This is a genomic window from Methanospirillum hungatei JF-1 (assembly GCF_000013445.1).
GTDB lineage: Archaea > Halobacteriota > Methanomicrobia > Methanomicrobiales > Methanospirillaceae > Methanospirillum > Methanospirillum hungatei.
Genome location: NC_007796.1, coordinates 3,242,552 through 3,265,724 on the forward strand (window position 1 = coordinate 3,242,552; position 23,173 = coordinate 3,265,724).

22 protein-coding genes are annotated in these 23,173 nt (G+C 48.2%); 8 read left to right on the forward strand and 14 right to left on the reverse strand.

The features are described 5' to 3' along the window. Window positions 1-4: 4 nt before the first annotated feature. From MHUN_RS17870 to eif1A, 5 genes are all read right to left on the reverse strand, one after another. Window positions 5-1,057 carry a sensor histidine kinase gene (locus MHUN_RS17870; protein WP_011449906.1) on the reverse strand — a complete coding sequence of 351 codons (1,053 nt, stop codon included), beginning with the start codon at window positions 1,055-1,057 and terminating at the stop codon, window positions 5-7. A 10-nt stretch (window positions 1,058-1,067) separates the two neighbouring features. Then, window positions 1,068-1,592, reverse strand: coding sequence for a V4R domain-containing protein (locus tag MHUN_RS15500; RefSeq protein WP_048067610.1), 525 nt, complete (start codon window positions 1,590-1,592; stop codon window positions 1,068-1,070). 59 nt (window positions 1,593-1,651) lie between these two features. Then, complete coding sequence (locus tag MHUN_RS15505) at window positions 1,652-2,782, reverse strand: response regulator (protein WP_011449908.1); 1,131 nt, start codon at window positions 2,780-2,782, stop codon at window positions 1,652-1,654. A gap of 68 nt (window positions 2,783-2,850) precedes the next feature. After that, window positions 2,851-4,290 (reverse strand): PAS domain S-box protein, encoded by a 1,440-nt coding sequence (locus MHUN_RS15510; RefSeq protein WP_011449909.1) that lies wholly within the window; start codon window positions 4,288-4,290, stop codon window positions 2,851-2,853. 242 nt (window positions 4,291-4,532) lie between these two features. Beyond that, window positions 4,533-4,871 (reverse strand): translation initiation factor eIF-1A, encoded by a 339-nt coding sequence (gene eif1A, locus MHUN_RS15515; RefSeq protein ID WP_394296021.1) that lies wholly within the window; start codon window positions 4,869-4,871, stop codon window positions 4,533-4,535. Between the two features lie 168 nt (window positions 4,872-5,039). On the opposite strand from eif1A, the gene cofH reads away from it, so the two are divergent. After that, complete coding sequence (gene cofH, locus MHUN_RS15520) at window positions 5,040-6,140, forward strand: 5-amino-6-(D-ribitylamino)uracil--L-tyrosine 4-hydroxyphenyl transferase CofH (RefSeq protein ID WP_011449911.1); 1,101 nt, start codon at window positions 5,040-5,042, stop codon at window positions 6,138-6,140. A gap of 45 nt (window positions 6,141-6,185) precedes the next feature. On the opposite strand, the gene MHUN_RS18475 is transcribed toward cofH, so the two are convergent. Further along, complete coding sequence (locus MHUN_RS18475) at window positions 6,186-6,446, reverse strand: acetate uptake transporter (RefSeq protein ID WP_083758488.1); 261 nt, start codon at window positions 6,444-6,446, stop codon at window positions 6,186-6,188. 58 nt (window positions 6,447-6,504) lie between these two features. Here MHUN_RS18475 and MHUN_RS15530 point away from each other — a divergent pair, with 58 nt between their 5' ends. Further along, a complete protein-coding gene (locus MHUN_RS15530; protein ID WP_048067613.1) occupies window positions 6,505-7,005 on the forward strand; it encodes a hypothetical protein in 501 nt (166 codons plus the stop codon). 37 nt (window positions 7,006-7,042) lie between these two features. On the opposite strand, the gene MHUN_RS19625 is transcribed toward MHUN_RS15530, so the two are convergent. Then, window positions 7,043-7,882: a deaminase gene (locus tag MHUN_RS19625; protein WP_158498243.1), complete on the reverse strand. Its 840-nt coding sequence runs from the start codon at window positions 7,880-7,882 to the stop codon at window positions 7,043-7,045. Between the two features lie 86 nt (window positions 7,883-7,968). Here MHUN_RS19625 and MHUN_RS15540 point away from each other — a divergent pair, with 86 nt between their 5' ends. Together MHUN_RS15540 and MHUN_RS17875 are read left to right on the forward strand one after the other, a co-directional pair. After that, complete coding sequence (locus MHUN_RS15540; protein ID WP_011449914.1) at window positions 7,969-8,589, forward strand: superoxide dismutase; 621 nt, start codon at window positions 7,969-7,971, stop codon at window positions 8,587-8,589. Window positions 8,590-8,664: 75 nt separating this feature from the next. Beyond that, complete coding sequence (locus MHUN_RS17875) at window positions 8,665-10,941, forward strand: methyl-accepting chemotaxis protein (protein ID WP_011449915.1); 2,277 nt, start codon at window positions 8,665-8,667, stop codon at window positions 10,939-10,941. 3 nt (window positions 10,942-10,944) lie between these two features. Here the strand turns inward: MHUN_RS17875 and comE are convergent, their stop codons facing one another. Genes comE through MHUN_RS15575 form a run of 6 tightly spaced genes read right to left on the reverse strand, consistent with a single transcriptional unit; the run spans window position 10,945 to window position 16,653 of the window. Then, the gene (comE, locus tag MHUN_RS15550) at window positions 10,945-12,066 is read right to left on the reverse strand and encodes a sulfopyruvate decarboxylase subunit beta (protein WP_011449916.1); all 1,122 of its coding nucleotides are present in this window, start codon (window positions 12,064-12,066) and stop codon (window positions 10,945-10,947) included. Then, entirely contained in the window at window positions 12,059-13,327 is a 1,269-nt protein-coding gene (locus MHUN_RS15555) for a cysteate synthase (protein WP_011449917.1), read from the reverse strand. The genes comE and MHUN_RS15555 overlap by 8 nt, the downstream gene beginning before the upstream one ends. Then, window positions 13,324-14,541: a methanogenesis marker 16 metalloprotein gene (locus MHUN_RS15560; protein ID WP_011449918.1), complete on the reverse strand. Its 1,218-nt coding sequence runs from the start codon at window positions 14,539-14,541 to the stop codon at window positions 13,324-13,326. The genes MHUN_RS15555 and MHUN_RS15560 overlap by 4 nt, the downstream gene beginning before the upstream one ends. After that, window positions 14,538-15,164, reverse strand: a complete 627-nt coding sequence (locus tag MHUN_RS15565) for a (Fe-S)-binding protein (RefSeq protein ID WP_011449919.1) — start codon at window positions 15,162-15,164, stop codon at window positions 14,538-14,540. Before MHUN_RS15565 ends, MHUN_RS15560 begins: the two co-directional genes overlap by 4 nt. Beyond that, on the reverse strand, window positions 15,164-15,868 hold the full coding sequence (locus MHUN_RS15570) for a GTP-binding protein (protein WP_011449920.1): 705 nt from the start codon (window positions 15,866-15,868) through the stop codon (window positions 15,164-15,166). Before MHUN_RS15570 ends, MHUN_RS15565 begins: the two co-directional genes overlap by 1 nt. Then, complete coding sequence (locus tag MHUN_RS15575; RefSeq protein WP_048067614.1) at window positions 15,868-16,653, reverse strand: ATP-binding cassette domain-containing protein; 786 nt, start codon at window positions 16,651-16,653, stop codon at window positions 15,868-15,870. The genes MHUN_RS15570 and MHUN_RS15575 overlap by 1 nt, the downstream gene beginning before the upstream one ends. A 346-nt stretch (window positions 16,654-16,999) precedes the next feature. Here MHUN_RS15575 and pstA point away from each other — a divergent pair, with 346 nt between their 5' ends. The 3 genes from pstA to phoU are packed head-to-tail and all read left to right on the forward strand — an operon-like array spanning window position 17,000 to window position 20,369. Beyond that, a complete protein-coding gene (gene pstA, locus MHUN_RS15580) occupies window positions 17,000-18,949 on the forward strand; it encodes a phosphate ABC transporter permease PstA (RefSeq protein ID WP_011449922.1) in 1,950 nt (649 codons plus the stop codon). Between the two features lie 3 nt (window positions 18,950-18,952). Further along, window positions 18,953-19,714 carry a phosphate ABC transporter ATP-binding protein PstB gene (gene pstB, locus MHUN_RS15585; protein ID WP_011449923.1) on the forward strand — a complete coding sequence of 254 codons (762 nt, stop codon included), beginning with the start codon at window positions 18,953-18,955 and terminating at the stop codon, window positions 19,712-19,714. A gap of 4 nt (window positions 19,715-19,718) precedes the next feature. Next, on the forward strand, window positions 19,719-20,369 hold the full coding sequence (gene phoU, locus MHUN_RS15590) for a phosphate signaling complex protein PhoU (protein ID WP_011449924.1): 651 nt from the start codon (window positions 19,719-19,721) through the stop codon (window positions 20,367-20,369). A 228-nt stretch (window positions 20,370-20,597) separates the two neighbouring features. On the opposite strand, the gene MHUN_RS15595 is transcribed toward phoU, so the two are convergent. Further along, entirely contained in the window at window positions 20,598-21,509 is a 912-nt protein-coding gene (locus MHUN_RS15595) for a phosphate ABC transporter substrate-binding protein (RefSeq protein ID WP_011449925.1), read from the reverse strand. 230 nt (window positions 21,510-21,739) lie between these two features. Between MHUN_RS15595 and MHUN_RS15600 the strand changes: the two genes are divergently transcribed. After that, entirely contained in the window at window positions 21,740-23,164 is a 1,425-nt protein-coding gene (locus MHUN_RS15600; protein WP_011449926.1) for a PAS domain S-box protein, read from the forward strand. The last annotated feature ends 9 nt before the right edge of the window (window positions 23,165-23,173 follow it).

Sequence of the window (23,173 nt, forward strand, 5' to 3'; positions counted from 1 at the left end):
AGGATCAACATCTCCTGAAATACTTCTCCGGCACAGTCATCTCAAATCTGACCCCTTTACCCGGTGTCCCGGTCTCTTTTATACTGATATCGGTGATAGAGAGGATCTCCCTGATAAGGAAGAGACCAAGACCGGTATTCTTTCCATATCCCCGTTTGAAGACCTTCTCTTTCTCATCTGCTGAGATCCCGGATCCATTGTCCTCGTAGATAATCCGGAGAAGAGACTGTTCATCCACATAGGAGATCCGGATTTCAGTCACTCCGCCACCATGACGGATCGAGTTCTCCACAAGGTTATACATCACCTTGACCAGCATCTGGTCGGCAAATATCTCATAACACTGGTCCGGGAGTTGCACGGAGATATCCTTTACAAGACCTGATATGGTAGGATTTGTAAAAATTACCGGGATACGCTGCCACATAGGTTCAAGAACCCCGAGATCCTGGTAACTCCTCGTAAACTCGATCAGATGCTGGATCTCCTTCCCGCTGAACTCAATCGCCTCTAGTTGTTTCTTCAGCTTCGGATCTGTAATCACTTCCTTGAGCAGGAAACAGTAATTCACAATCACCATCACATGATTGAGAATATCATGCCTTGTAATGGAAGAGAGGATATTGAGCTTGTTATTTGCCTGGGAGAGGGCAGCATATGACCGTTCGAGCTCTTCCTTCCGGCTGATCAGCTGGTCCCGGTTATCAGCAAGATTTGCTACCATCCGGTTAAAGGAAAGAGAGAAATCTCCCATGAAATCAACCCTTTGAGAGAGATCCCCCTCTGCAATCATCTTTGCCTGCCAGGTAAGGTGGCGGAGTGATGACTGAAGAGCCTTCAAGGGACCCGCGATATAGCCCCGAAAAGAGAGCTTTGCGTCCAGATCCCCTTCAGACATACGGGAGATAAAAGAATGCATCTCATGTATCTTTCCAAGAATTCGTTTGAGTTTCTCCTGTTCCTCCAAAGAACCGGGGAGATCTTTTGGAATATCTCCCCCTTTCTCAATCATATCTTCGATCAGGGTCAGTGCATCCTGACCTGAATTCTCAGTCATGGAAAACCTGTCAGGAACTGCGGACATTGGCTTCAAACCGGCAGGTCCTATCTCCGGTGCACCAGCAGTCAACCTCTCTGACCTCGTATTCGGATCCGGTCATCTCCTCAAGAATACCCCGGATAAACCCTTCGTCAAAGGTACATACCGGATAATTCAGCTCAGGAAGCCCTGAACAGTCAAGATCCTCCGCGACGGTGAGGGTAAAACTGCCACTCAGCTCATCTGCCTCCTCAACCCGGAGAATTCCGATACCCAGCTCCCGGAGTGATTCCTGGAATTTCCTGATGAAATCATGCATCCCCGTGCATCCGGAAAGCAGGTGGTGATAATACTCCCTTCCAGATAACCGTCCGGCTTCCCTGAATATTTTGTCTGCTTCAGCATCACCGTACCGCTGCTCAAGCACATCACGGAGCGTATATTGCATGAGCCGGTAGATCTCAAGCCGGGTAGTGTTCCCAAGATTCGGTCTGCCCTTCTCTATATCTCCTAAAAGCTCCCATTTGAACTCGTATTTTCTTGACTGGCCCATAATGTATCTCATATGTTTTGGTACCTATAATCACTTTCCTCTTCATTCATACCGGATTTTCAGATATAGAGTACAGCAACTTCTCCAGGGTCGGTCTGAAACATCCTGATATTATAGTGTTTTACACATCCGTCAGCTGAAAGGGGGACATTGTCTATGGAGTCCCGACCGCCTTCCATGGCAATCTTCCTGCAAATGATACATATCTTCCGGCCTTCATCATCTGGAAAAACCTCTTCAATCACTTTTCCAGGGGCACATCTCCCGCTCATCCCAGTCATCTCTTCAGCAGCCGGATTGCCACCATGACAGACCAGTCGTCCATCGGCCTCTATCCTGAATAGCTGCAGACCTACCGGCAGATGCTGAATAATTCTGATCAGCTTTTCTTCTGACTCTTTCTGAGGGGTAATATCCCGAAGACTCTCTATTGCTCCGGCTATTTTCCCATGCTGATCATACAGGAAAGATGCTCTGGCCAGGAAAAAGTGTTTCCTTCCGGCGATATACAACACTCCATCTGCGGTGATGATGGAATTTTCCCGGTGAAGTGATGGATAGGAAGCTTCAACACCAGGATCAGGGCGAAGGAGGAGATCAATGATCATGGGCCGTCGTGATCCGTAAAACGGGACTGCATGGGAATATGCACCCCTCCCGATCATGTCTTCAGCACGGGTACCGGTTATCCGCTCAATCTCCCGGTTCCAGGCGATGATGATCCCCTCAGTATTGATGGCAAAGGTTGCGTCCGGGAGAAAATTGATGATGTCATGGAACCGCTGCTCTGATGCTTTTATTGCCTGAAGTGCCCGTCTCCGCTCAACTGCAGTCTCTATCTTATGGGCAATATCTGCAAACTGAAGCTTTGGGTCGCCTCCTTTCTGGACATAAAAGTCCACTCCGGTGTTGACCGCATCCCCAGCAATTGCCTCATCACCGCGGCCGGTAAAGAGGATGAATGGGATATCACCACACTGTTTTCTCACAAAACGGAGGAGCTCAATACCATTCATTCCCGGCATCTGGTAGTCGGAGATGATCACATCATAGGTGTTCTCCTGCAGAAGTCTGACTGCCTCCTGCCCTGACAGAACCCCGGTTACCGAAAAATCTCCTGCCCGTTTAAGAAACAGACGCCCAATATCTACCAGGACCGGTTCATCATCGACAAAAAGCACAGAGATCATATCTGATGGAAGTTCTCGCGTATACGATGATTAAAGGTTGTGGCATTCATCATAAGAAGGGAGAGATCTTACCCTGATACCTGATCAATATCTGAACTCTCGGAGTATTTTCCGGATTTGCCGGTATACCCGATACGATAATGCTTTTCAAGAAATTTCAGGATCTTTTCTGATTCTATCCACCGGCTGTCCAGCTGGTCAATCATCTTATCTATCTCCCAGACCTGGTGCGTGATCCGGGGGTAGGATGTCTCATCCTGAAACTCTGCGCAGGCCAGAATTACCGCAAGCGGGTTTCTAATCCCGTCGTTGAGGATTGCAAGCTCTGCAAGGTTTCGTTTGAGCTGGAAGACTGCGGTTGCATTCTCCTCTTCAAGTTCTTTCTCCCTGGTGATATCGACTCCAAGAGCGATGGTTGCCCGGAGTGATCCTTGATTATCTTTAATATTTGCGGAATTCCACTTCAGTATCCTGATATCTCCGGTTTTAATCCTGACCGGTATCTCGGTTGATTCAAGATGCATGCCAAGGCTGGTGAGATGGATGATTGAAAACAACCGTTCGGTATCATCTTCGGGGAGAATGCACCGGATGGTCCTGCCAATCAGGTCATCCTGGGCATACCCGGTAAGATCCTCAAATGCCCGATTTACCTGGGTGATGTTCCCTTCCTTATCCCAGACGATGATCGGTGTCCCCGCATGGGTGATAAGTTTCTGGAGGTATTCACTCGTCTCTCTCAGCTGCTCTTCAGCCTTTACTCTCCGGGTGATATCTGAAAATATCATCGCAAAACCAGTTTCAAGCCAGGGAGATACGGATATGGAAAAATATTTTGAAGGCCTTTTGAGAAATTTTTCAAAGAAGATTGGGGTTTTTGATTCAACCACCGAACTGCATGCCAGAAGGCAGGGGACGTATCCGATAATATCTGATATACATCTCCCCCTGACCATATCAGCTGTATAATTGAATATCTCCTCATACCGGAGGTTTACATCTTCAAACCTGAAATCAACCGGATTCCCGTTCTCATCCCTTATGAGCGTGAAGAGAGCAACCCCTTCGGCCATGTGAGTAAATAAAAACCGGAACCGCTCTTCACTCTCTTTCCATCCCTCTTCAGATCTCTTCAGGGACACGACCTGATTGATCCGATGAGAGAGCATGGCAAAATTATAGGCAGGATCACCTTCTTTGGTAAGATATCCGGACAATCCATCATTAATCGCCTCTACAATCTCCATCTCCTGCCCACGACAGGATACCAGGATAAATGGAATGTGATTTCCTTGTTTTCTGAGTATGCGCAGGAAATCCAAACCGGATAACACCGGCATGATATAATCAGAGACGATGATATCATACTCGGTTTGTTGTAAGCGCGTGAGTGCCTCTTGTGCAGATGATGCCGTATCAACGACAAATTCCCCGGTTTTCTCGAGAAATGTCTTTGATAAGTAGAGCATATTTGGCTCATCGTCCACACAAAGGACAGAAATCATCATGATATGGATGTATGGATATAACTAAAAGATTTTGCACTGCATGGGCTGGTGAATTAACCACGTCTTTATGCAGGCATGGTGAGAAAATACCCCCGGAATAGCAAAATTAACAGGATATATCTGCAGATAATTCGCAATTATCCCTCACCCCATAATTAATCACTCATACGGGGGGATCAGCACAAGGAAAAGAACTCTGCCTGAATATTCTGGTTAAGAAAAGGGAGGAGAAATAAGAATAATTACAGATAATTATTCCGACGGAGCCAATCCCGCTGAGGGGGAGTGTACCGGTAGGTTATGTCGCATTTGTCGTCCTGAAAACTCCAGGGCACGATGATGATAATATCACCCTCCCGTATCCAGGCTCGTTTTTTCATCTTCCCTTTAATTCTGCCAAGACGGGTAACCCCATCAGAGCACCGGACCCTGATGTGATTTGCGCCCATCATCAGCTCCGCAATTGCAAACTGCTCATTATTGGATTTTTTAGGCAGGCGAACCCGGATAATTTCATCATCCGGACCGGCCTTTTCAGATGCACCTACTTCCTCTTCCCATTCATCGTCAATATTACTAATCAAACCCACTCCGGATAGTAATAATTGATGTTTAGTTTTTCTACCAGAAGAAAGTATGTGCAAAACTCATATCATCGATGATTTCCGATTCCTGATAAAATGATGGTCTGCACCACAGCGAGGGTAAACATTCATGGTTTTGCACCATTATAATTTATAATTAGAACCATGACATTAGACCTCCATGAGCTCAAAACGTTGCTTGATGATGTCAGTGAGGGCCACCGCCTGACAGTCGATGAGGCAGAGAACCTGTTTAAAGTCCGGGATCGTTCATCTTTTTTTATCACTGCAGCTGCTGATGCACTCCGGGAGAAGAGATGTGGCAACGCTATCACCTGGGTGAAAAACCAGAATATCAACTGTTCAAATGTGTGTGTGAATTCCTGTGGGTTTTGTGGATATTCCTGTAAACCAGGTGATTCAAAGGCCTTTGAACTGACACCGGAATTAGTCGGAGAGAAAGCAGCACTTGCAGCATCACGGGGAGTAACTGAGATATGTACCGTGAGCGGACTGCATCCTGCATATGACCTGAACTCATATCTCTCCATATATCAGGCAATCAGGGAGAATGCACCAGGTGTCCATATCCATGCCTCAAATCCGATGGAAGTTGCATATGCGGCGAGAAAAACAGGATGTTCTACACGGGAAGTACTTGAAGCTTTCAGGGATGCCGGTGTCGGAACATTGTGTGGAACTGCAGCCGAGATTCTTGTCGATGAGATCCGTGATGTTATCTGTCCGGAGAAAATATCCACCGATGATTGGGTACGTATCATAAAAGAGTCACATAACGCTGGGATTCGGTCTACTGCGACCATCATGTACGGGCATTGTGAGTCGGTCACAGACCAGGTCAGGCATCTCTCCATATTACGGGACATTCAGGATGAGACTCATGGATTTACTGAATTTGTCCCGCTGTCATTCATTCATCCCGGGACTCCCCTGTACCGGAAGGGTATGGCACGTCCGGGAGCGACCGGAAGAGAGGATATGCTCATGATCGCCATCTCACGACTCTTCCTGGATAATTTTACCAACATCCAGGTCTCCTGGGTAAAGCTCGGGCTTAAAATGGTTCAGATTGGCCTTATGTCCGGTGCAAACGATATCGGTGGCACCCTTTATGAAGAGAGTATATCATCATCGGCTGGTGCAAAGGCTGGTGAATACCTGGACCCTGCAGATATGCGATATATTTCTGAGGATCTCGGGAGAACTCTGGTAGAGCGGAGAACAGATTATTCTCCGGTGCATTAACTCTTTTTCCCGTCCTGATTGGGAAATTTAAAAAAAGTTGAATGATTAAACCGGGAAGATCTTTCTCCCGTATACTTCATTGATAACCTGTCCCATTCCGATGTAGAGGGCAAGAAGACCGGCAATAAGTCCTGCTCCCCCTCCAAGGATACCCAGTGTGGAGATTCCCGTCAGCTCACCGGCGACCAGAAGAGCTACTAATACCACGACGAAGAACAAAGTCACCTGCAGTACCCGGTGCATCCTGAATGAACAGACAAATAATCCAAGAGCAAAAAATCCCCAGACACTAAGAAATGCTGCCAGCTCGGGATTTGTAGGTGCACCAGATGATCATCTAAATGTTATTGCTTGAACCACAAATATGCTACCTGAAGAGAGGGATGAACCACCCTGTTCTCTCTATGGAACAGGCAACCTGATGACCTCAAGGGATATATCAATGTGCATGAAATTGAATCATCGTCCGCAGATGAGATGGGGACTAGGCATAATATGTGGGATATGTCTGTTTTTGATGATAAGCGGGGTCAGTGCTCTCCCGCAGGAAGAACGGGTACCAACCATCATCTCAATTGCCCTGGACCCGGCTCACCCGCAGATCGGACAACCATTTTACATTACCGGCACACTCATCTCAAGCACCGGAGAACCTCTCGGGAATAAATGGATAACGCTTGAATCAACCGCTGCCGGTGCAACGCCAGGAAAATTCCAGTACCTGAAAGTTACCAGAACGGAACGAGATGGATCCTATATGTTCTTCAGACCGGCCGCATCTCCCCCGGAGGATCTTCAGGTACGGTTCAAAGGATTGTACCCGTATGCTGCATCGGTGTCTGATGTGGTAACGGCAAAAAAATAATTTTTATTTGAGAAATGCGAGCATCGTCGCGGTCTGATTAAACCATACCTATATCCTCATTCCAGAGTTCCGGCTTTTCACGAATAAAGGTCTCCATCATCATCTGGCACCGATTCAGGTCATAATCAATGACCGTTACCCCATGGGCCTCCATAAACTCCCGTGCACCGGAGAAGGTCCGTGATTCGCCCACAATGACCCGGGGGATGTGAAACTGTACAACAGCCCCGGCACAGAGGAAACAGGGCATCAGAGTTGAGTAGAGGATACAATCCTGGTATGAACCGATCCGCCCGGCATTCTGCAGACAGTCGATCTCTGCATGAACCATCGGATCATTATTCTGCACCCGCCGGTTATGACCCCTTCCGATGATGACACCATCCCGCACCAGGACCGAACCTATGGGAATACCTCCTTCTTCTTTTCCTTTCTCTGCTTCCTGAATTGCTGCTTCCATAAAGGGATCGTCCAAAACCGGGGCTGTGGGGGGAATTTCACCAACTACTTCATCCTCTTCTCTCCAGAGCGGATCACAGATCGCCAGAAAGATGAGGTCTCGCGTGCCGGTGTTCTCAATCCACTGGACCTTTCCAGGTGGAATGTACGCCAGTTGCCCCTCACCGATCTCCATATGCTCATCCCCGATATGCATTATCCCGGTCCCGGAAAGGATGTAGTATACCTCTGAAGACCTGATAAGCCGGTGAGGAAGGGTTGTTACGCCAACCGGAACCTGTGCATGGGCTATACTGTACCGGCACTGTATGTCCTTTCCAATTCTGAGCGGATGAAAGAGCTCTGCAAGGAGGCAGTTATCTGCAACCCTCATATGGGGAATTCTGACATCATAGACATCCATACATGATATGTTCATGGAAACCATGTATGCCCTGTCATGCGAGATACAATCCGATGAATTTAAGTACTGATGCAGACTATTCCACAAACAGGAGGAAGCTCATGGACGATTCAAAAAAGTATACATTACCGGCCCTTTCCTTTGAGTATGGCGCCCTCGCACCATTTATCACGGAGAAACAACTGACCCTGCATCACCAGAAGCATCACCAGGCTTATGTCACCGGTGCAAATGCTATCTTTGAAAAACTGGAGATGGCACGACGTGAAGGAGGAGATCTGGATCAAAAAGCCCTGCTTAAAGAACTCTCATTTCATATCGGTGGACACCGGCTTCACACTCTGTTCTGGGAAAACCTGGCTCCGGCTGGAAAAGGGGGAGGCGGTGTTCCGTCCGGAATCCTGGCAGACTGGATAAACCGGGACTTTGGATCCCTTGACCGGTTCAAAAAGGAATTCACCCAGACAGCTTCCTCGGTAGAGGGATCAGGATGGGCAGTGCTCTCAGTCTGCCTGGGAACACAACGGCTGCTTCTCATGCAGGTAGAGAAGCATAATGTTCATGTATATCCCGGTTTTCGTATTCTGATGGTTCTAGATGTCTGGGAGCATGCATACTACCTTGATTACATGAATGACCGGGCAAAGTTTATTGAGAACTTCTGGAATATCATCAGATGGGATATGGTAAACCAGAGGCTTGAAGCAGCCCTGAAAAGCTGATCATTTCATTACCTTTTTCTTGTTATCCGCCAATTCAATCATACTATTTCTTAACTGGAAGAAGAATTGATTAATATGGCGGATTCATCAGATCTGAATACATATCTGTCCGGGTATCAGAATCAGGATTGTCAGTTGATTCTGAACGATATCCCGACTGCTCTCCTGGTACTGGCAGAGAACCGGATCATTTTTGGAAATGCAGCGGCAGTTCGCCTGTTTAAAGCGCGCCAATCCGACGAACTCACCGGTAAGTATCTCTCAGATCTCTCTCCTACCTCCCAGCCTGATGGATCATCATCAGCCGTCGTCATTCAAAACCTCCTTCAATCGGTTCAGAAAGGGAAGAATACCCGTTTCGAATGGGTATTTACCCGGTTTGACAAATCAGAAATTTCCGGAAAGGTAACAGTCCGCCAGTCTGAAGCATCCGGTTCTTCTTACCTCATCCTCACCATAGTCGATAATACCGCTGAACATCACGCTATCAAAGATATTCTGGAACTTGCAGAAGAGATGAAGAAAGGAAACCTCAGGTCACGGCTTTCTTCAGAGGGATATCAGGGTGATATGTACAAACTCATCACCGGTATCAATGCCATGCTGGACGGTATCCTCCATCCGTTCAGGGATATGAATAAGGTTCTTCAGAAGATTGCCAGGGGGGATATGTCAGGGGGAATTGAGCAGGTATACTCCGGTGAGCATGAAAAGATACGCAAAGCGGTCAACGGGGTTGCAGATATCACAAGGAAAGTCCATGAAGAGATATCCCGGATGGTCGATGCTGCAAAGCGTGGAGATCTTGCAAACCGGGGAAACCCAGACCTCTTTTCCGGTGAGTATGCAGCCACCATCAGAGGGATAAATGAGATGCTTGATGCAATTCTCACCCCCATCCGTGCCGGTAACCGTATTCTTCAGAAGATACAGAAAGGAGATCTCAGTGAGCGGGTGGAGATTGAATGCGTCGGTGACCATGCCAAGATACGGGATGCCATAAATGCGGTACATGACTGGCTGAATGGTCTGATCATCTATGTGACCAGGATAGCAGACGGGGATATGACCGCAGAGATCATGCAGGCATCTAATAAAGACCAGATACATGGCCCCCTTGTAAGAATGCGGGATAATATAAGGAGCGTTATCGCTGATGTTGATATGCTGGTAACGTCTGGGTCTGAAGGAAAACTGATGGTCCGGGCAGATCCCTCAAAACATAAAGGTGATTTCAGAACCATCATCGAAGGCATCAATAAAACCCTTGACTCCGTCGTAATCCCGGTTCATGAGGCGATGGAGGTTTCAAAAGGGTATGCCGGGTATGACTTTACCAGACGGATGAATACCAGTATCATATACTCAGGGGAGTGGAAGGCATTTCAGCAGGCCCTTGATGATGTCGGCCACCATGTTTCAGATGCAATTTCGATCATTACCAGCCAGATAGACGTTCTCAATAAGGCAACCGCACAGGCATCAGCCAGTATCAAGGATATCTCATCCGGTTCATCACTTCTTGCAGAGATCGCACAGAATGTGAGTATGAAAGCAGAACAGGGGGGTGAAGGGCTCTCCCAGATTCTGAGAGCGATGGAGGATCTGGCGGTCAATGTATCTGATGTTTCATCACGGACCGCTGAGGTAAACCAGATATCCTCCGATACCAACACCCTTTCCAAGAAGGGATCGGCTCTGGCTCATCAGGCTGAGCAGGGAATGAAGGAGATCACCAGTTCCACTGATGTTGTGACCGGTCTTGTCCATGAGATCATGGAGGAGATGGGGAAGATAAGTAAGATTTCACTGGTCATTTCAGATATCGCATCACAGACAAATCTCCTCGCATTAAACGCAGCAATTGAAGCAGCACGGGCAGGGGAGGCCGGACGGGGGTTTGCCGTTGTGGCAAGCGAAGTAAAATCCCTGGCACTTGAATCCAGGCAGTCCGCGGAGAATATTTCAGAGATGATCGAAGGCCTGACAAAAAAGACACAGGATGCATCAGATACCATGGATAAGAGTGTCATGGTCGTCAGGGAGGGAGGAAGGGCCCTTAATGAGACACTTGAGGTATTTAACCAGATCATCGATTCGGTAAATACCGTCAGTCTTCAGATGGATAATGTGGCAAAGGCAGCAGAACAGCAGGCAGCAGCAGTTCAAGAGATCACGGCATCCATTCATGAGGTAAATACGCTGGTTTCAGGAACCGCCAAGGACGCTGTTGCATCAGCTGCAGCAAGTGAAGAGGCAGCAGCAGCAATCGACCAGATATCAGAACAGATAGCACAGGTCCATAAGGTTGCAGAAAACCTGAATACTGAGACTGAAAAATTCTCAGTTTAAATATTATTTTCGGCCTGCTTCAGAGCAGAACCGGTTTTTTATATCAGCAGGGGAGAGCGGGATATTGGAGGCTTTACTGTTTCCCGGTCTGATGATCACATGAATAAATGATAATCCTCCCTGAGCTTGTGCATATGCCTGTTTCAGTTCATCTGGTGTATGCACTTTCCAGGTCCTGTGAAACCCGCTTGCCTGAGCCAGGAGTTCAAGATCAACCGTGCTGTGTGCAGGAGAGCACTGGTTCCCGGTGCTGCCATACACTCCGTTGTCAAGACCGATGATTATCAGGTTTTTCGGGGATTCGCTGGCAATGACAGGAAGGACAGCTGTTCCAAGAAGACTTCCGTCCCCATCCAGGACAACCACCCTCCGGTCTGTTCCAAGAGCAATTCCAAATCCGAGAGGACTTGCCTGTGTGTATGAACCAAGCATGTAAAAATTGGCAGGATTATCTCTTGCATGGTAGAGTTCCTTTGAAGGAACACCGATATTTGAAACGACCAGTTCATCGGTCATCATAGACGCAAGGACACGAATGGCATCCGCCCGCTGCATGACCGGGTTTGAAAATGCTCCCTGATAGGAGAGATGGACGGTTCGTTCCCGAATCGGGGCCTGATTGATTGGGGGGTGTTCCTCCTCTCCTTCCCAGACCTTTGGTGAGATGAGAGCAACATGAGGTCTGTTTTCGATCCAGGCATCACTGATGACCGAGGTGATGCGGTCAATATCTTCAGGCTCCCTGATGATCGTGCAGGGAATGTTGTATAATCTCAGAAGATCCGGGATCTTCTCATTAAACGGGATCTGTGCTGATATTTTCTCCTGATAATATCCCCTCCAGCTTGCAAGGATTGGCAGGGGAAGCCCGTACAGATAGGGAAGAGTCATCAGGGCATTGAGAGAATTTCCAAGGCCTGAACTCTGCATCTGTAATACGCCACGTTTTCCCATCAGGGACAGGCCGGACAGAATCCCGATACCGTCCTCTTCTCTTGAGATGGTGATGTACCGATACTCTTTCTCAAGGATCTCACAGAGATCTTTTGTCCGATCGCAGGGAAGCGAGATGATATACTCAATTGCTTCCTTTTTTAATATCCCGGAAACAGTCTGTTCATGCATAATATCTCATCCATTCCTGCACCTTTGCAGATATCTTCTCAAACGGTGTCTCTTTAGATACCATGATATCAGGCGCTTTTACAAACCGGGGGAGATCTTTTCTCCCTCTGGCGTATCCTCCCCCGGTGATATTAAGGAGGATCTTTTCATCCGGCTTGATTACACCTGAACGAACGGCCCTCATGAGACCTGCCACACACACCGCAGCAGCAGGATCAGGATCTATTCCTTCAGATGAAGAGAAGAGCTTTCCTGCCTCCTGTGCATCTGCTGATGAAACACCGGCCATAAGTCCGTTTGTTGCGATGAGCGTATCAAATACCCCTCCGACAATGCCATAGGGAGGTGTCCGGTTTGTCAGGACATCTGAATATACCTGGGAGATGGCTTGTTCAGCATCAGGCATATCCTCATCTTTTATCTCCCGTCTCTTCTCCTGCCAGGCTCTGACCATCGGAATGAACGGTTCGTTCTGGAAGAGAAGAAGGCGGGGCATTCTTGTCCCAAACCGGCCGTCTGCAATAAGCCTGAGCGAGGCCTCATATGCAGCGATGCCCCCGGTACCGCTCCCGACTGCTTGCAGATACCAGTCTGGAAGTGTTCCCATCGCAAGGGTTCCTGCCAGCATGACGGTGCCCATGCCATCCCGCCTGGCAACATTTTTTGCCCCTCCTTCCGGGAATATGCCAGGGAGGGTGCAGATCCTGCTTCCCAGATTGATGGCATCCGTATAATCTCCGGAGATGGTGATCAGGAGGGTATCATGTGCTGGTGAGGTCGTGAATAGCCGGTCGCGTGCTGATTCAGGAACGACAATGATAACCGGCTGACAGGTCTCTGCCGATACCTCGGCAAAGGCCCGGCCCGTATTCCCGGCAGAGGAAACCTGGATGATTCCCTTCGTCCGCTCGGAAAGCCGCTGCATCGTCGGGAATGCTTCAAACTCCTTAAATGAACCGCTCACGGCAAAGGCCCCCACTTCAGGCCAGTACCCGGAGAAGACAATCCAGAGATCTGAAAGACCCAATGCCCGTGCAAGACCTTCGCTTTTGAAACAGACCGGTTCAGCCCGGGTGCGAAGGACTCCTGTGACCGGAAGCCAGTCCATATATTTGAAAACCCCCGGTGCATCATGGAGCGTTATCTGACGTGCAGCATATTTCGCCCGAATAAGTCCCTGGCACCCACCCGGACAGGTAAGGGTGTAGGAATCAGAAAACTCCTTGTTACATACCGGACAGGTGAGCGTATATCCGGTCATATCTGAAATTCACCCCTGACCAGCATATCCCGCACTCTTCTGCAGAGTATCTCTGCTCTTCTCCGGTCAGACTGCCGGAGAACAATCGGAATGCCAGCTCCTTCATACGTGATAGAACCAAAATTTCCTTCATATACCGAACCCTTGCAGATCTGCACACAGGTTCCGCACACAAAGCACTGCGTCTGATTGATCGTCCCATCTTCCCGGATTGCATCAACTGGACATGCAGTTCTGGCATCACAGGGAGAACAGTGAAGACATCGCTCCGGATGATACAAGACCCGTGTTGCAGTTCCGGTCCACACCTGTTCATACGAGGCAGTCCCAACCGGCTGACGATCACTGATATCCACAACCGGCATGGCGATATCACAATCCAGGACAGAAAGGGAGCTGAGGACATCCGTGTCAACAACCGGAATCGCGGTCCCGATGCTGGTTATGCACTCAGGCCCTGCAGCGGTACGAAAACCGCCACAAAAATGTGCATCCATCTCCTTCAGGTCGGCATGGACAGAGAGATTGGGCCGATAAGGAGAACTCCGGGTTCCGGTTCCGATCACCCGGCCACCAGCCCCGTTTAGGATCACTGGAGAACCGGCAGAGAGGAACCGGAGGGTTGGATCATTTTCTACCGGGTTTATCTCCCCGCATCCGGAGACGGTAGCCTGTGTGCTGGTGCCCTGAAGTGGCAGGGCAGAAAATATGGTCTTTACCGGTCCGCTGCTCTGATTGATGATTGCAGAGTAGTTCTTAAACGCACTCCGGGTAGTAAATAACCGGGCAAACGGGAGGTCAGAAAGGGTTACATATGCCTCATAGTCCTTTCCGGCCGAGGTAACTGCGATATGAATCTCTTCTCCGGCAATAAGGTCATGGAAGAGATGTCCGCCTCCGTACCGGTCATCTGCATGGGCGGTCCCGAATACCATCAGATCAACAAGTCCCAGTCGTTCATTCGGGCAGGGGCCGGGAATTGCCGGCACCCCATTCAGTGAGATAGTATCTGCTCGTGAAAAGGTACCGGGAGGAGCAACCGGGACTGACAGGACCGCATATGTGCCTGACATGACCCCGCAGGTCCCACAGGTGACAACATCAACATCAGAGACGGTATCTCCCTGTGTAATTCTTTTCTTCAACTCCGATGCCGTCAGGATAACTGCAGAACCATCGGCAAGAGCAGTCCGGATCTCATCGATTGATCTCATAAAAGCCGTATATCCTCCACCCGTACCTGCAGACCTTCCTTTCTGGAAAATACCTGGTTCACAACGCCGGTATGAGCAAGATTCATCATGCAGTACGCAGGGAGAAACCGCATTCTCCTCCCAAATACCGGTACCTGGCGGACACTTTCAACCATTCCTTCAAACCCGATGATATGATAGGCCTCAAGATCTTTTACCTCTCTCCCCCGTGAATAGAGAGGGCCTATGACATGGGTTACGATTACTCCTGATACTTTATTTGCTGACAATACCAAAAGGACATGCTGGACCGGACATCCGGCTCCCATGGGCCGTCCGGTGAGGATATCACCCGGCTGAATCTCCCATTTCTCTACGAGATCAGGTCTGAAGGGAAGAAGGATCTTCCTGGCCGAGCATTCCCCAGGTAACGGATGCAGGATAAAATCGAAGGAATCTCCAAGGATGTCAACAGTCCCCGGAACTGCCTGAGTGCAGGGTATCTCCTGACAGAGGTGCTGAGAAGAGAACGGGCATTCCTCTTTTTTTCTTGTCCCGGACTGAATTGCGGCGAAGAACTCATCACAGGTCCCATACCCGCATGCACCACAGTTCCTGCCGGGTAATATCCAGTCCTCTCCCATCAGTCACCCCTGAACATAAGTGCATCTCCGTCAAGTTGACGAAGAACTCCCGTATGATGCTTCCATCCGATGTTCGTCTTTCCAATGCAGACCGTACAGACGCCGAGCGGAGGGATACCCCGGAGGGTGATAGTGGACAGGTTCTCAATATCCGGTGCTTCCCCTATCGCTCTTGTCAGGTATCGCATACCGGTCCCCTGCACGGCATTGGTCTCAACAATATCAATATCTCCCCGAATGCCCCGAATCTTCTCTCTGAACACTTCCTTCTCCGCTTGTGAGACGAGATCGATCCTGGTCACTACCGCGATATCGGCAAGGGCTATCATGGGTGCCATCTTTGCAGGTGACTGTATGCCGGAGATTGCAGATAAGACAACAATACCAAATGACTGGGTCGTATACGGAGTGCATCGCAGACAAAGACCTGCACTCTCAACGATGAGCATATCTGCCCCTTCTTTCCTGGCCCACTCTATAGCCTCATCAAGGATCATGATTCCGGCATGATCTGGACAGAGATCGCCTGAGTAGACCTTTTTTGCAGGGATATGAAACTCATTCCTGATCTCTTCATCTTCGGTGGCACAGACCACATCTATCTTCAGGTATGCAGATTTGAGCTCAGGATGGGTCCTGATTATCTGCCTGGTGACTGCAGTCTTTCCAGCCGAGGGAGGGCCGGCGATGATAACGAGTTTCATTACCAGGATCCCGGAACGGGCGTGGTGATCAGTTCACCGGCACGAATCATCTCTCTCATCCGCCCGATAATACCATCCATGTGAAGCATCTGCCTGATTGCATGCTCTTCTGCCCCGTCAGGCTCGATGACCTTTGATACTGCCCCATCCTGCATAACGATTCGCCGATCTGAAAGCAGGGAGACCAGGGGATCATGGGTGACAAAGAGCAGGGCCTTGTGATGCTGACGGAGGACTTCTATCACCTTTTCTTTGAATATCCCTGCATTCTCAACCTCATCAAGCAGTATTATCGGTGTGTTTGAGATGAGGATAGCATCTGCCACCATCAGGGATCGTGTCTGTCCACCAGAAAGGCTGGTCATCCGGACATGGGCGGTGATAGGTTCTCCGGTGAACTGATTTGCAAGATTGATGGTCTCCTGAATGCAGGACTCTTTCATATATCCACGGGAGAGGAGATGCATTCGTAAAAAGTCAGAGACACTAAGGTCACACAGGCACCGGGTATTCTGGGTGATAAGGGCAACCGGTTTTGCTGCCGGGTCACGGACATACCGTTCCGGAGGAAGTTTCCCATTGACCAGGATCTGTCGCCCGGTTACCGTATCCCGGTTAGCAAATATCTCGATATCGTTGATAAAGGCACTTTTTCCTGACCCGGTCGGACCGACGATGGACAGGGTATCGCCAGGTCTGATGTGTATCTCATCAAACGCCTCCTCTATCCCCTTACGGTTCCGTCCAGGTAGTATGGTTATATCCCTGATGGTTTCCTCTGTCATCCTGAATATATAGTAGGCGAGTCTGGATAATAACATTACCCCATTATATAATAAATTAATACAATGAGGGAATAATAATTGAGATAATACAATACTTTAGTACCATATTATCTTCTTCAATTTAGACCGATGCCCATAGAGATGTAAAATAGAACTTATATAGAGACATCATATCTCTCTATAGTTCTCCATAATCTCTAGAACATACTCTCATGTAGGTTTCAGGAGCATCATACAGAACCTGTGTAGTCCGGACCAGATTGCCAATGCACATGTTCATACCTCCGCATACAATAGGGTAACATTCAAAAGTCCGGAAACGCCGTGTTAAGGAGTCAGAGAGATCGTGACAACTGGTCAGCAAACCACCCTGAAATTCCGTCAGAAACGAAGACCGCTTGAAACGACCATGCATATCGTATGGTTTATCTGTGCCATTTCTTCGATCATCGGCATATTTTTCATCCTCATCTTCCTGCTTTATGATGCAGCACCGGCATTTCTAGATATCGGCCTTATTCCATTTCTCACCGGGGAACGATGGGATCCGACCAGTATCATGCCAAAGTACGGACTTGTCCCCCTCATCGTCGGGACGCTGCTTGTCACTATGGGAGCAATGGTTTTTGCCGTTCCTTTCGGTATTGCCTGTGCAATCTTCATCGCTGAACTTGCAAGCCCCCGGATGAGAAATATTCTGAAACCGGCTGTTGAGCTTCTTGCCGGGATTCCATCTGTGGTTTATGGATTCTTCGGGCTTGCCATCCTCGTGAAATTTTTACAGGATCTCCTTTCGGTCCCGAGCGGAGAGTCGGTCCTTGCCGGATCTATACTTCTTGGTATCATGTCCCTTCCAACCATTATCAGCGTATCAGAGGATGCCATCAGTTCAGTTCCCAGATACCTGAAGGAAGGATCCCTGGCCCTTGGGGCGACCCACTGGCAGACCATATCACAGGTCATCGTCCCTGCTGCACTGTCAGGTATTACCGCGGCTGTGATTCTTGGAATCGGTCGTGCTGTCGGTGAGACGATGGCGGTCATCATGGTTACCGGGAACGCAGCGATCATCCCGTCCCCAATCTGGAATATCCTTTCACCGGTCCGAACCCTGACCGGAACACTGGGGATTGAGATGGGAGAGGTTGCGGTCGGATCACTCCATTACCATGCTCTGTTCGGAGTTGCTGTTATTTTACTTCTCATTACACTGATCATCAACCTGACAGCCCTGACGGTCATGAAACGTCTCAAGAGTTCACAGACAGGAGGATGCTCACGAACAGGAGTATTCTCATGCCTCATGATCACAGACCGGCTGTCCGGGATCATACCGTATCTTCCGATTGGAGTGACAGCCATTCTCGGACTATTCCTACTTCTAATCGGATTATGGCAGGGAGCGGCAGGTATTCTGATCCTTTATCTAATTGCACGACTGGTGGACCGGTACTGTATCAGGCAGACAGTGCAGAAGATCTGGTTCTCTCTGATCACGATCATGATGGGAATTGTAACCTTTATCCTTATCTTCATCCTGTATGACATCTTCTCAAACGGTCTTCCTTATGTTACGCTTGATTTCCTGACCGAATCACCGCGAAACCTGGGTCGCGGAGGAGGTATATTTCCTGCTATTATCGGAACATTCTACCTGGTTATTGGTTCTATTCTCATCGCTCTGCCTCTTGGGATCGGAGCTGCTATTTACCTCGTGGAATATACGAAAGAGAACATCCTTACCAGGTTTATCAGGACGGCAACAGACCTGCTGAACGGGACTCCTTCTATCGTTTTCGGGCTGTTCGGGTTCACCTTTCTTGTTCTCTTCCTTGGATTTGGTATATCACTCCTTGCCGGCATGATTACCCTTGCCCTTATGGTCCTCCCAACGGTGATCAGAACGACGGAGGAGGCATTAAAGAGTGTTCCGGACAGTCTTCGTGAAGGATCGTATGCCCTTGGAGCGACCAGGTGGCAGACGGTCCGGCGGGTTGTCCTCCCCCCGTCGGTCCCCGGTATTATCACCGGTGCCATCCTCTCTATCGGGCGTGCAGCAGGTGAGACGGCCCCGATTATGTTTACAGCCGTCGTATTCATGCAGCGACGCCTTCCGGATTCGTTTTTTGATCCGGTCATGGCTCTCCCCTATCATCTGTTCATTCTGGCAACCAATGTCCCGGGCGCCAGAAATAACCAGTATGCTACGGCAGTCATCCTTCTGATCCTCGTAATCATGATATATGGAGGAGCGATTCTCATTAGAAATCATTATGATAAAAAAATCAGGTGGTAACCTATGAATGAAGAAATTATCATCGATGTGCAGGGTTTAAACCTCTGGTACGGGGAGAATCATGCTCTGCACAATGTAACTTTGCCAATCCCGAACAGAAAGGTCACTGCCCTCATTGGTCCCTCCGGATGTGGAAAATCAACCCTTATCCGATGTTTTAACCGGATGAATGATCTGGTTTCAGGTTGTCGTGTCACGGGGGATATTCTCTATCATGGACAGAATATTAACGGGACAGGCGCAGACCCGGTAGATCTTAGAAGGAAGATCGGAATGGTCTTTCAGAAACCGAACCCGTTTCCAAAATCCATCTACGAGAATATTGCATACGGTCCACGGATTCATGGAATAAAAAACAAGAGAGATCTTGACGAGATCGTGGAGTCATGCCTTCATAAGGCTGCACTCTGGGAAGAAGTAAAAGACCGTTTGCATGATTCAGCAATGAGCCTATCCGGAGGTCAGCAGCAGCGTCTGTGTATTGCAAGAACACTGGCCGTCAATCCTGAGATCATCCTCATGGATGAGCCATGCAGTGCTCTTGATCCGATTGCAACTTCAAAGATCGAGGATCTTATTGAGGAACTGAAGAAAGAATACTGTGTGATCATCGTCACCCATAGTATGTCCCAGGCTTCCCGCGTTTCAGATTATACTGCATTCATGTACCTTGGTGACCTCATAGAATTTGGGGAGACCAGACAGATATTTGAGAACCCACACAAAGAATTGACTGAGAACTACATCACCGGAAGATTCGGATAAGACCATGACTGAGAAAGAACGTTCTGAACTCTCACAAATCCACACCGATGCATGTGATTTAGGAACATATGCTATTACCATGCTCCGGGACAGTATTGATGCTTTTGAGCGGGGAGATACACAACTTGCCCAGGATGTCTGTAACCGGAAGATTGAGCTGAAGAAACGATTTATTGCCACAGAAGAGACCATGTTCAGACATCTGGCTTTGTATCAGCCGGTTGCACGGGATATGCGGGAGATTGTCGCTTCGCTTCGTATCATCTATAACTTTGAGCGTATCGGCAGGATGGGATATGATATCGGGGATACCATCAAAACCCTTTCACAATGCTGTGGTCTTGCAGATCCTGATAAACTCATCATTGTCGGGAGAAAAGTACTCTCAATGATTGAAGATGCATTTGATGCATTTGAGGATCGTGACGTGAACCGTATCAGGAATATGCGAGAGCGGGATTCAGAGATTGATCGTCTGTATTGTGAAGTTATGCGGGATCTCATCAAAAGAATGGAACAGAAAAAAGATGATGTTCCTATCCTCGCACGGTATGTCATCATTGACCGGTACCTGGAGCGATGTGGTGATCAGGCATGTAATATTGCCGAGATGACGATATATATGGTCACCGGCGAACGAGTAGAAATAACCTGATTTTTCCCTTTTTTATCATATTTTCATACTGATTTTTTCTGAACTTTGGTATTGGTTTCGTATCAGTATGAAATTGTACACCCATCTCGAACGGCTCTCTGACCAGAAAAATAGTAATGAGCCGGATGTCTCCATAACACCTGTTATATGAATATCAAAGGGAGAAATGAGAGGCAATAGACAGTACAGTCAGCGATCGTAAAAAAAGGAAAAAGGAAAAAAGGGGGCTTAATTGGTAAGGGGAACAAACCCTTCTTCAGTAACGATCTTCTGCCCTTCAGGACTGTCGATGAAGGCAATGAATTCAGCAATAATTCCGGATGGCTCACCATTGGTCAGGAAATTAAGCGGACGGGCAATCGGATATGATTTGTCCTTTACCGATTCAATCGAGGGGATTATTGATTTTCCATCAACAAGGATCGGCACTGCGTGGATGGTCTCATCGATGTAGCCAAGACCTACATACCCGATTGCTGCAGGAGTCTGTGCAACACTCTGTTTTACCGCACCATTTGAGTTCTTTTCAAGCTGAGTCGGAACAAAATCCTCTTTGTTCATAACCTTCTCATGGAAGAACTCTCTTGTCCCTGATGCACTGTCTCTGCCGATGACAACAATTGATGCATCATTCCCTCCAACTTCTTTCCAGTTGGTAATATTTCCGTTGTAAATAGCTTTTACCTGATCAAGAGTAAGAGAAGCGATCGGGTTTGTCTTGTGAGTGATGATGGCTATTCCATCAATGGCAATCTGATGCTCAAGTAACTCAGGATATTTCTCTTTCTCTTCTTTCTTCAGATCACGGGAGGCCATTCCGATCATGGCGGTCCCTTCTCCAGCCGACTGGACTCCAGCCCCGGAACCCCCACCATTGACCTGCACATCAACACCCGGATGAGTATCCATATAGATTTCTGCTGCCTGCGCTGCGACCGGAAGCACAGTGGTTGAACCGGTAATCGTCAGAACACCGGCTGCTCCGGGCTGAACCTTTGTTTCTTTCAGCGGGTTTTCACCGGTTGAAACCGGGGTGGTTTTTTCAGTTTCAGTTGTCCCTGTACATCCGCAGAGGAGCACGGCACAAATAAATAGTCCAATCAGGATAATTCCTGATACAATTGTAGTCTTACCAGCCATGGTAACTCACGTATCAACACCTATAACGAAACCAGATATTAAACTGATTATCTCCAGAGAATATAGAGACATCAGATATCTCTATAGTGCCATAGAGATATGAATGTCTGACATCTGGAGACTTATTTATAGAGATAGACGGTACTTTTACTATTCACTGGTCATTTTCAGGATCAGAATCTTCAATTATAATTTGCATAATTTTCATAACTCAATAATCTGGACCTCCCATGTATCGCGTGCTGTATGTAGATGACGAACCAGGTATCCTAGAACTGGTCAGGATGTACCTGGAAAGTTATGGATCAATGCTTGTTGATACATGCCCTTCTGCAGATGAAGCAAAAGATCTTGTCAGAAAGACAGGGTATGATACCATCGTTCTTGACTACTACATGCCTGATGTAAATGGTATTGATTTTTTAAAAGAGGTAAGACAGAGCGGACTTGACTGCCCGATCATCATCTATACCGGCAGAGGCAGGGAAGATGTTGTTATCGATGCTCTCAATAACGGTGCAGACTTTTACCTGCAAAAGTCAGGAGAGCCGGGCAGGGAATTTGCAGATCTTTACTCAAAGATCAACCTTGCCATTCAGAAATATTATGCGGAAAAACGGGTGAAAGAGACCACTGCGTTACTTCGTTCGACCCTTGAATCCACCGCGGATGGTATCATCGTCGTTGACAGCGAAGGAAAGATTTGCGCTTGGAACAGGAAATTTGTTCAGATGTGGAATATCCCCTATCATCTTGTGGAAGGAGGGGACTATTCTGCGATTCTCAGTTATATCCTCCCGCAGATAACAAACCCGAATCATTTTTTCAACCGCACCGATTACCGGATCAGAGAAGGAATCAGACCGGGGATAGATATTATTGAACTACGGAACGGGAAGATGTATGAGCGGTACTCCCAGCCCCAGATGATTGATGGGGAGATAGTCGGGAAGGTGTGGAGTTTTCGTGATATTACTGCGAAAAAAAGTGCAGAGGATGCACTTCGGGAGAGTGAAGAGCGGTTTCGTCTGCTCTTTGAACAGGCCCCGGTTCCGTACCAGTCTTTGAATGAAAAAGGGGAGATAATCGAGGTGAATGAGGCCTGGGTAAGACTGATGGGATATGAGAGGAACGAGGTTATTGGCAGATCGTTCATGACCTATATTCCTGAAAAGTGTCTCAATGATTTTCAACGGTTCCTCCTTGATATCTCTGAATTTGGATCAATGTATGAATCCGAACTTATCATCCTCCACTCGACCGGAAGAGAGATCCCGGTCATACTATCAGCAAAGATGCTGACAGGAGGGCCTGATATGGGAGTGCGGACGTTGTGGACGTTCACCGATATTTCAGAGCAAAAACGTATCGAATCCCAGAAAGAAGAAGTTATCATTCAGATTCAGAAAAATCTTGCCGAATTAGCCATATTAAATGACGGGGTCAGAAATCCTCTCACCGTTATCGCAGGACAGGCAGAACTGACTCTTGGTGATAGAGCTGGACCGATACTCGCACAGGTGAGGGAGATCGACCAGATGATAGACCAGCTTGACCAGCGATGGCATGAGTCCACGAAGATACTCAAATACCTGCACCGTCATCACGGAGTCTTTCTGATTCACCCGGATGGGGACCTGGATGGTGAATTATGACCCATAAAG

Excerpts from the sequence above, each read along its gene's own strand:
- MHUN_RS19625 (WP_158498243.1), bottom strand. The coding sequence starts at position 7,882 with ATGAACATATCATGTATGGATGTCTATGATGTCAGAATTCCCCATATG.
- MHUN_RS15530 (WP_048067613.1), top strand. The coding sequence starts at position 6,505 with ATGCTACCTGAAGAGAGGGATGAACCACCCTGTTCTCTCTATGGAACA.
- MHUN_RS15500 (WP_048067610.1), bottom strand. The coding sequence starts at position 1,592 with ATGGGCCAGTCAAGAAAATACGAGTTCAAATGGGAGCTTTTAGGAGAT.
- comE (WP_011449916.1), bottom strand. The coding sequence starts at position 12,066 with ATGCATGAACAGACTGTTTCCGGGATATTAAAAAAGGAAGCAATTGAG.
- phoU (WP_011449924.1), top strand. The coding sequence starts at position 19,719 with ATGACTGAGAAAGAACGTTCTGAACTCTCACAAATCCACACCGATGCA.
- MHUN_RS15560 (WP_011449918.1), bottom strand. The coding sequence starts at position 14,541 with ATGAGATCAATCGATGAGATCCGGACTGCTCTTGCCGATGGTTCTGCA.
- MHUN_RS15505 (WP_011449908.1), bottom strand. The coding sequence starts at position 2,782 with ATGATCTCTGTGCTTTTTGTCGATGATGAACCGGTCCTGGTAGATATT.
- MHUN_RS15555 (WP_011449917.1), bottom strand. The coding sequence starts at position 13,327 with ATGACCGGATATACGCTCACCTGTCCGGTATGTAACAAGGAGTTTTCT.
- MHUN_RS17875 (WP_011449915.1), top strand. The coding sequence starts at position 8,665 with ATGGCGGATTCATCAGATCTGAATACATATCTGTCCGGGTATCAGAAT.
- MHUN_RS15565 (WP_011449919.1), bottom strand. The coding sequence starts at position 15,164 with ATGGGAGAGGACTGGATATTACCCGGCAGGAACTGTGGTGCATGCGGG.
- MHUN_RS15540 (WP_011449914.1), top strand. The coding sequence starts at position 7,969 with ATGGACGATTCAAAAAAGTATACATTACCGGCCCTTTCCTTTGAGTAT.
- cofH (WP_011449911.1), top strand. The coding sequence starts at position 5,040 with ATGACATTAGACCTCCATGAGCTCAAAACGTTGCTTGATGATGTCAGT.
- MHUN_RS15510 (WP_011449909.1), bottom strand. The coding sequence starts at position 4,290 with ATGATGATTTCTGTCCTTTGTGTGGACGATGAGCCAAATATGCTCTAC.
- MHUN_RS15570 (WP_011449920.1), bottom strand. The coding sequence starts at position 15,868 with ATGAAACTCGTTATCATCGCCGGCCCTCCCTCGGCTGGAAAGACTGCA.
- MHUN_RS15600 (WP_011449926.1), top strand. The coding sequence starts at position 21,740 with ATGTATCGCGTGCTGTATGTAGATGACGAACCAGGTATCCTAGAACTG.
- pstB (WP_011449923.1), top strand. The coding sequence starts at position 18,953 with ATGAATGAAGAAATTATCATCGATGTGCAGGGTTTAAACCTCTGGTAC.
- MHUN_RS17870 (WP_011449906.1), bottom strand. The coding sequence starts at position 1,057 with ATGACTGAGAATTCAGGTCAGGATGCACTGACCCTGATCGAAGATATG.
- MHUN_RS15595 (WP_011449925.1), bottom strand. The coding sequence starts at position 21,509 with ATGGCTGGTAAGACTACAATTGTATCAGGAATTATCCTGATTGGACTA.
- MHUN_RS15575 (WP_048067614.1), bottom strand. The coding sequence starts at position 16,653 with ATGACAGAGGAAACCATCAGGGATATAACCATACTACCTGGACGGAAC.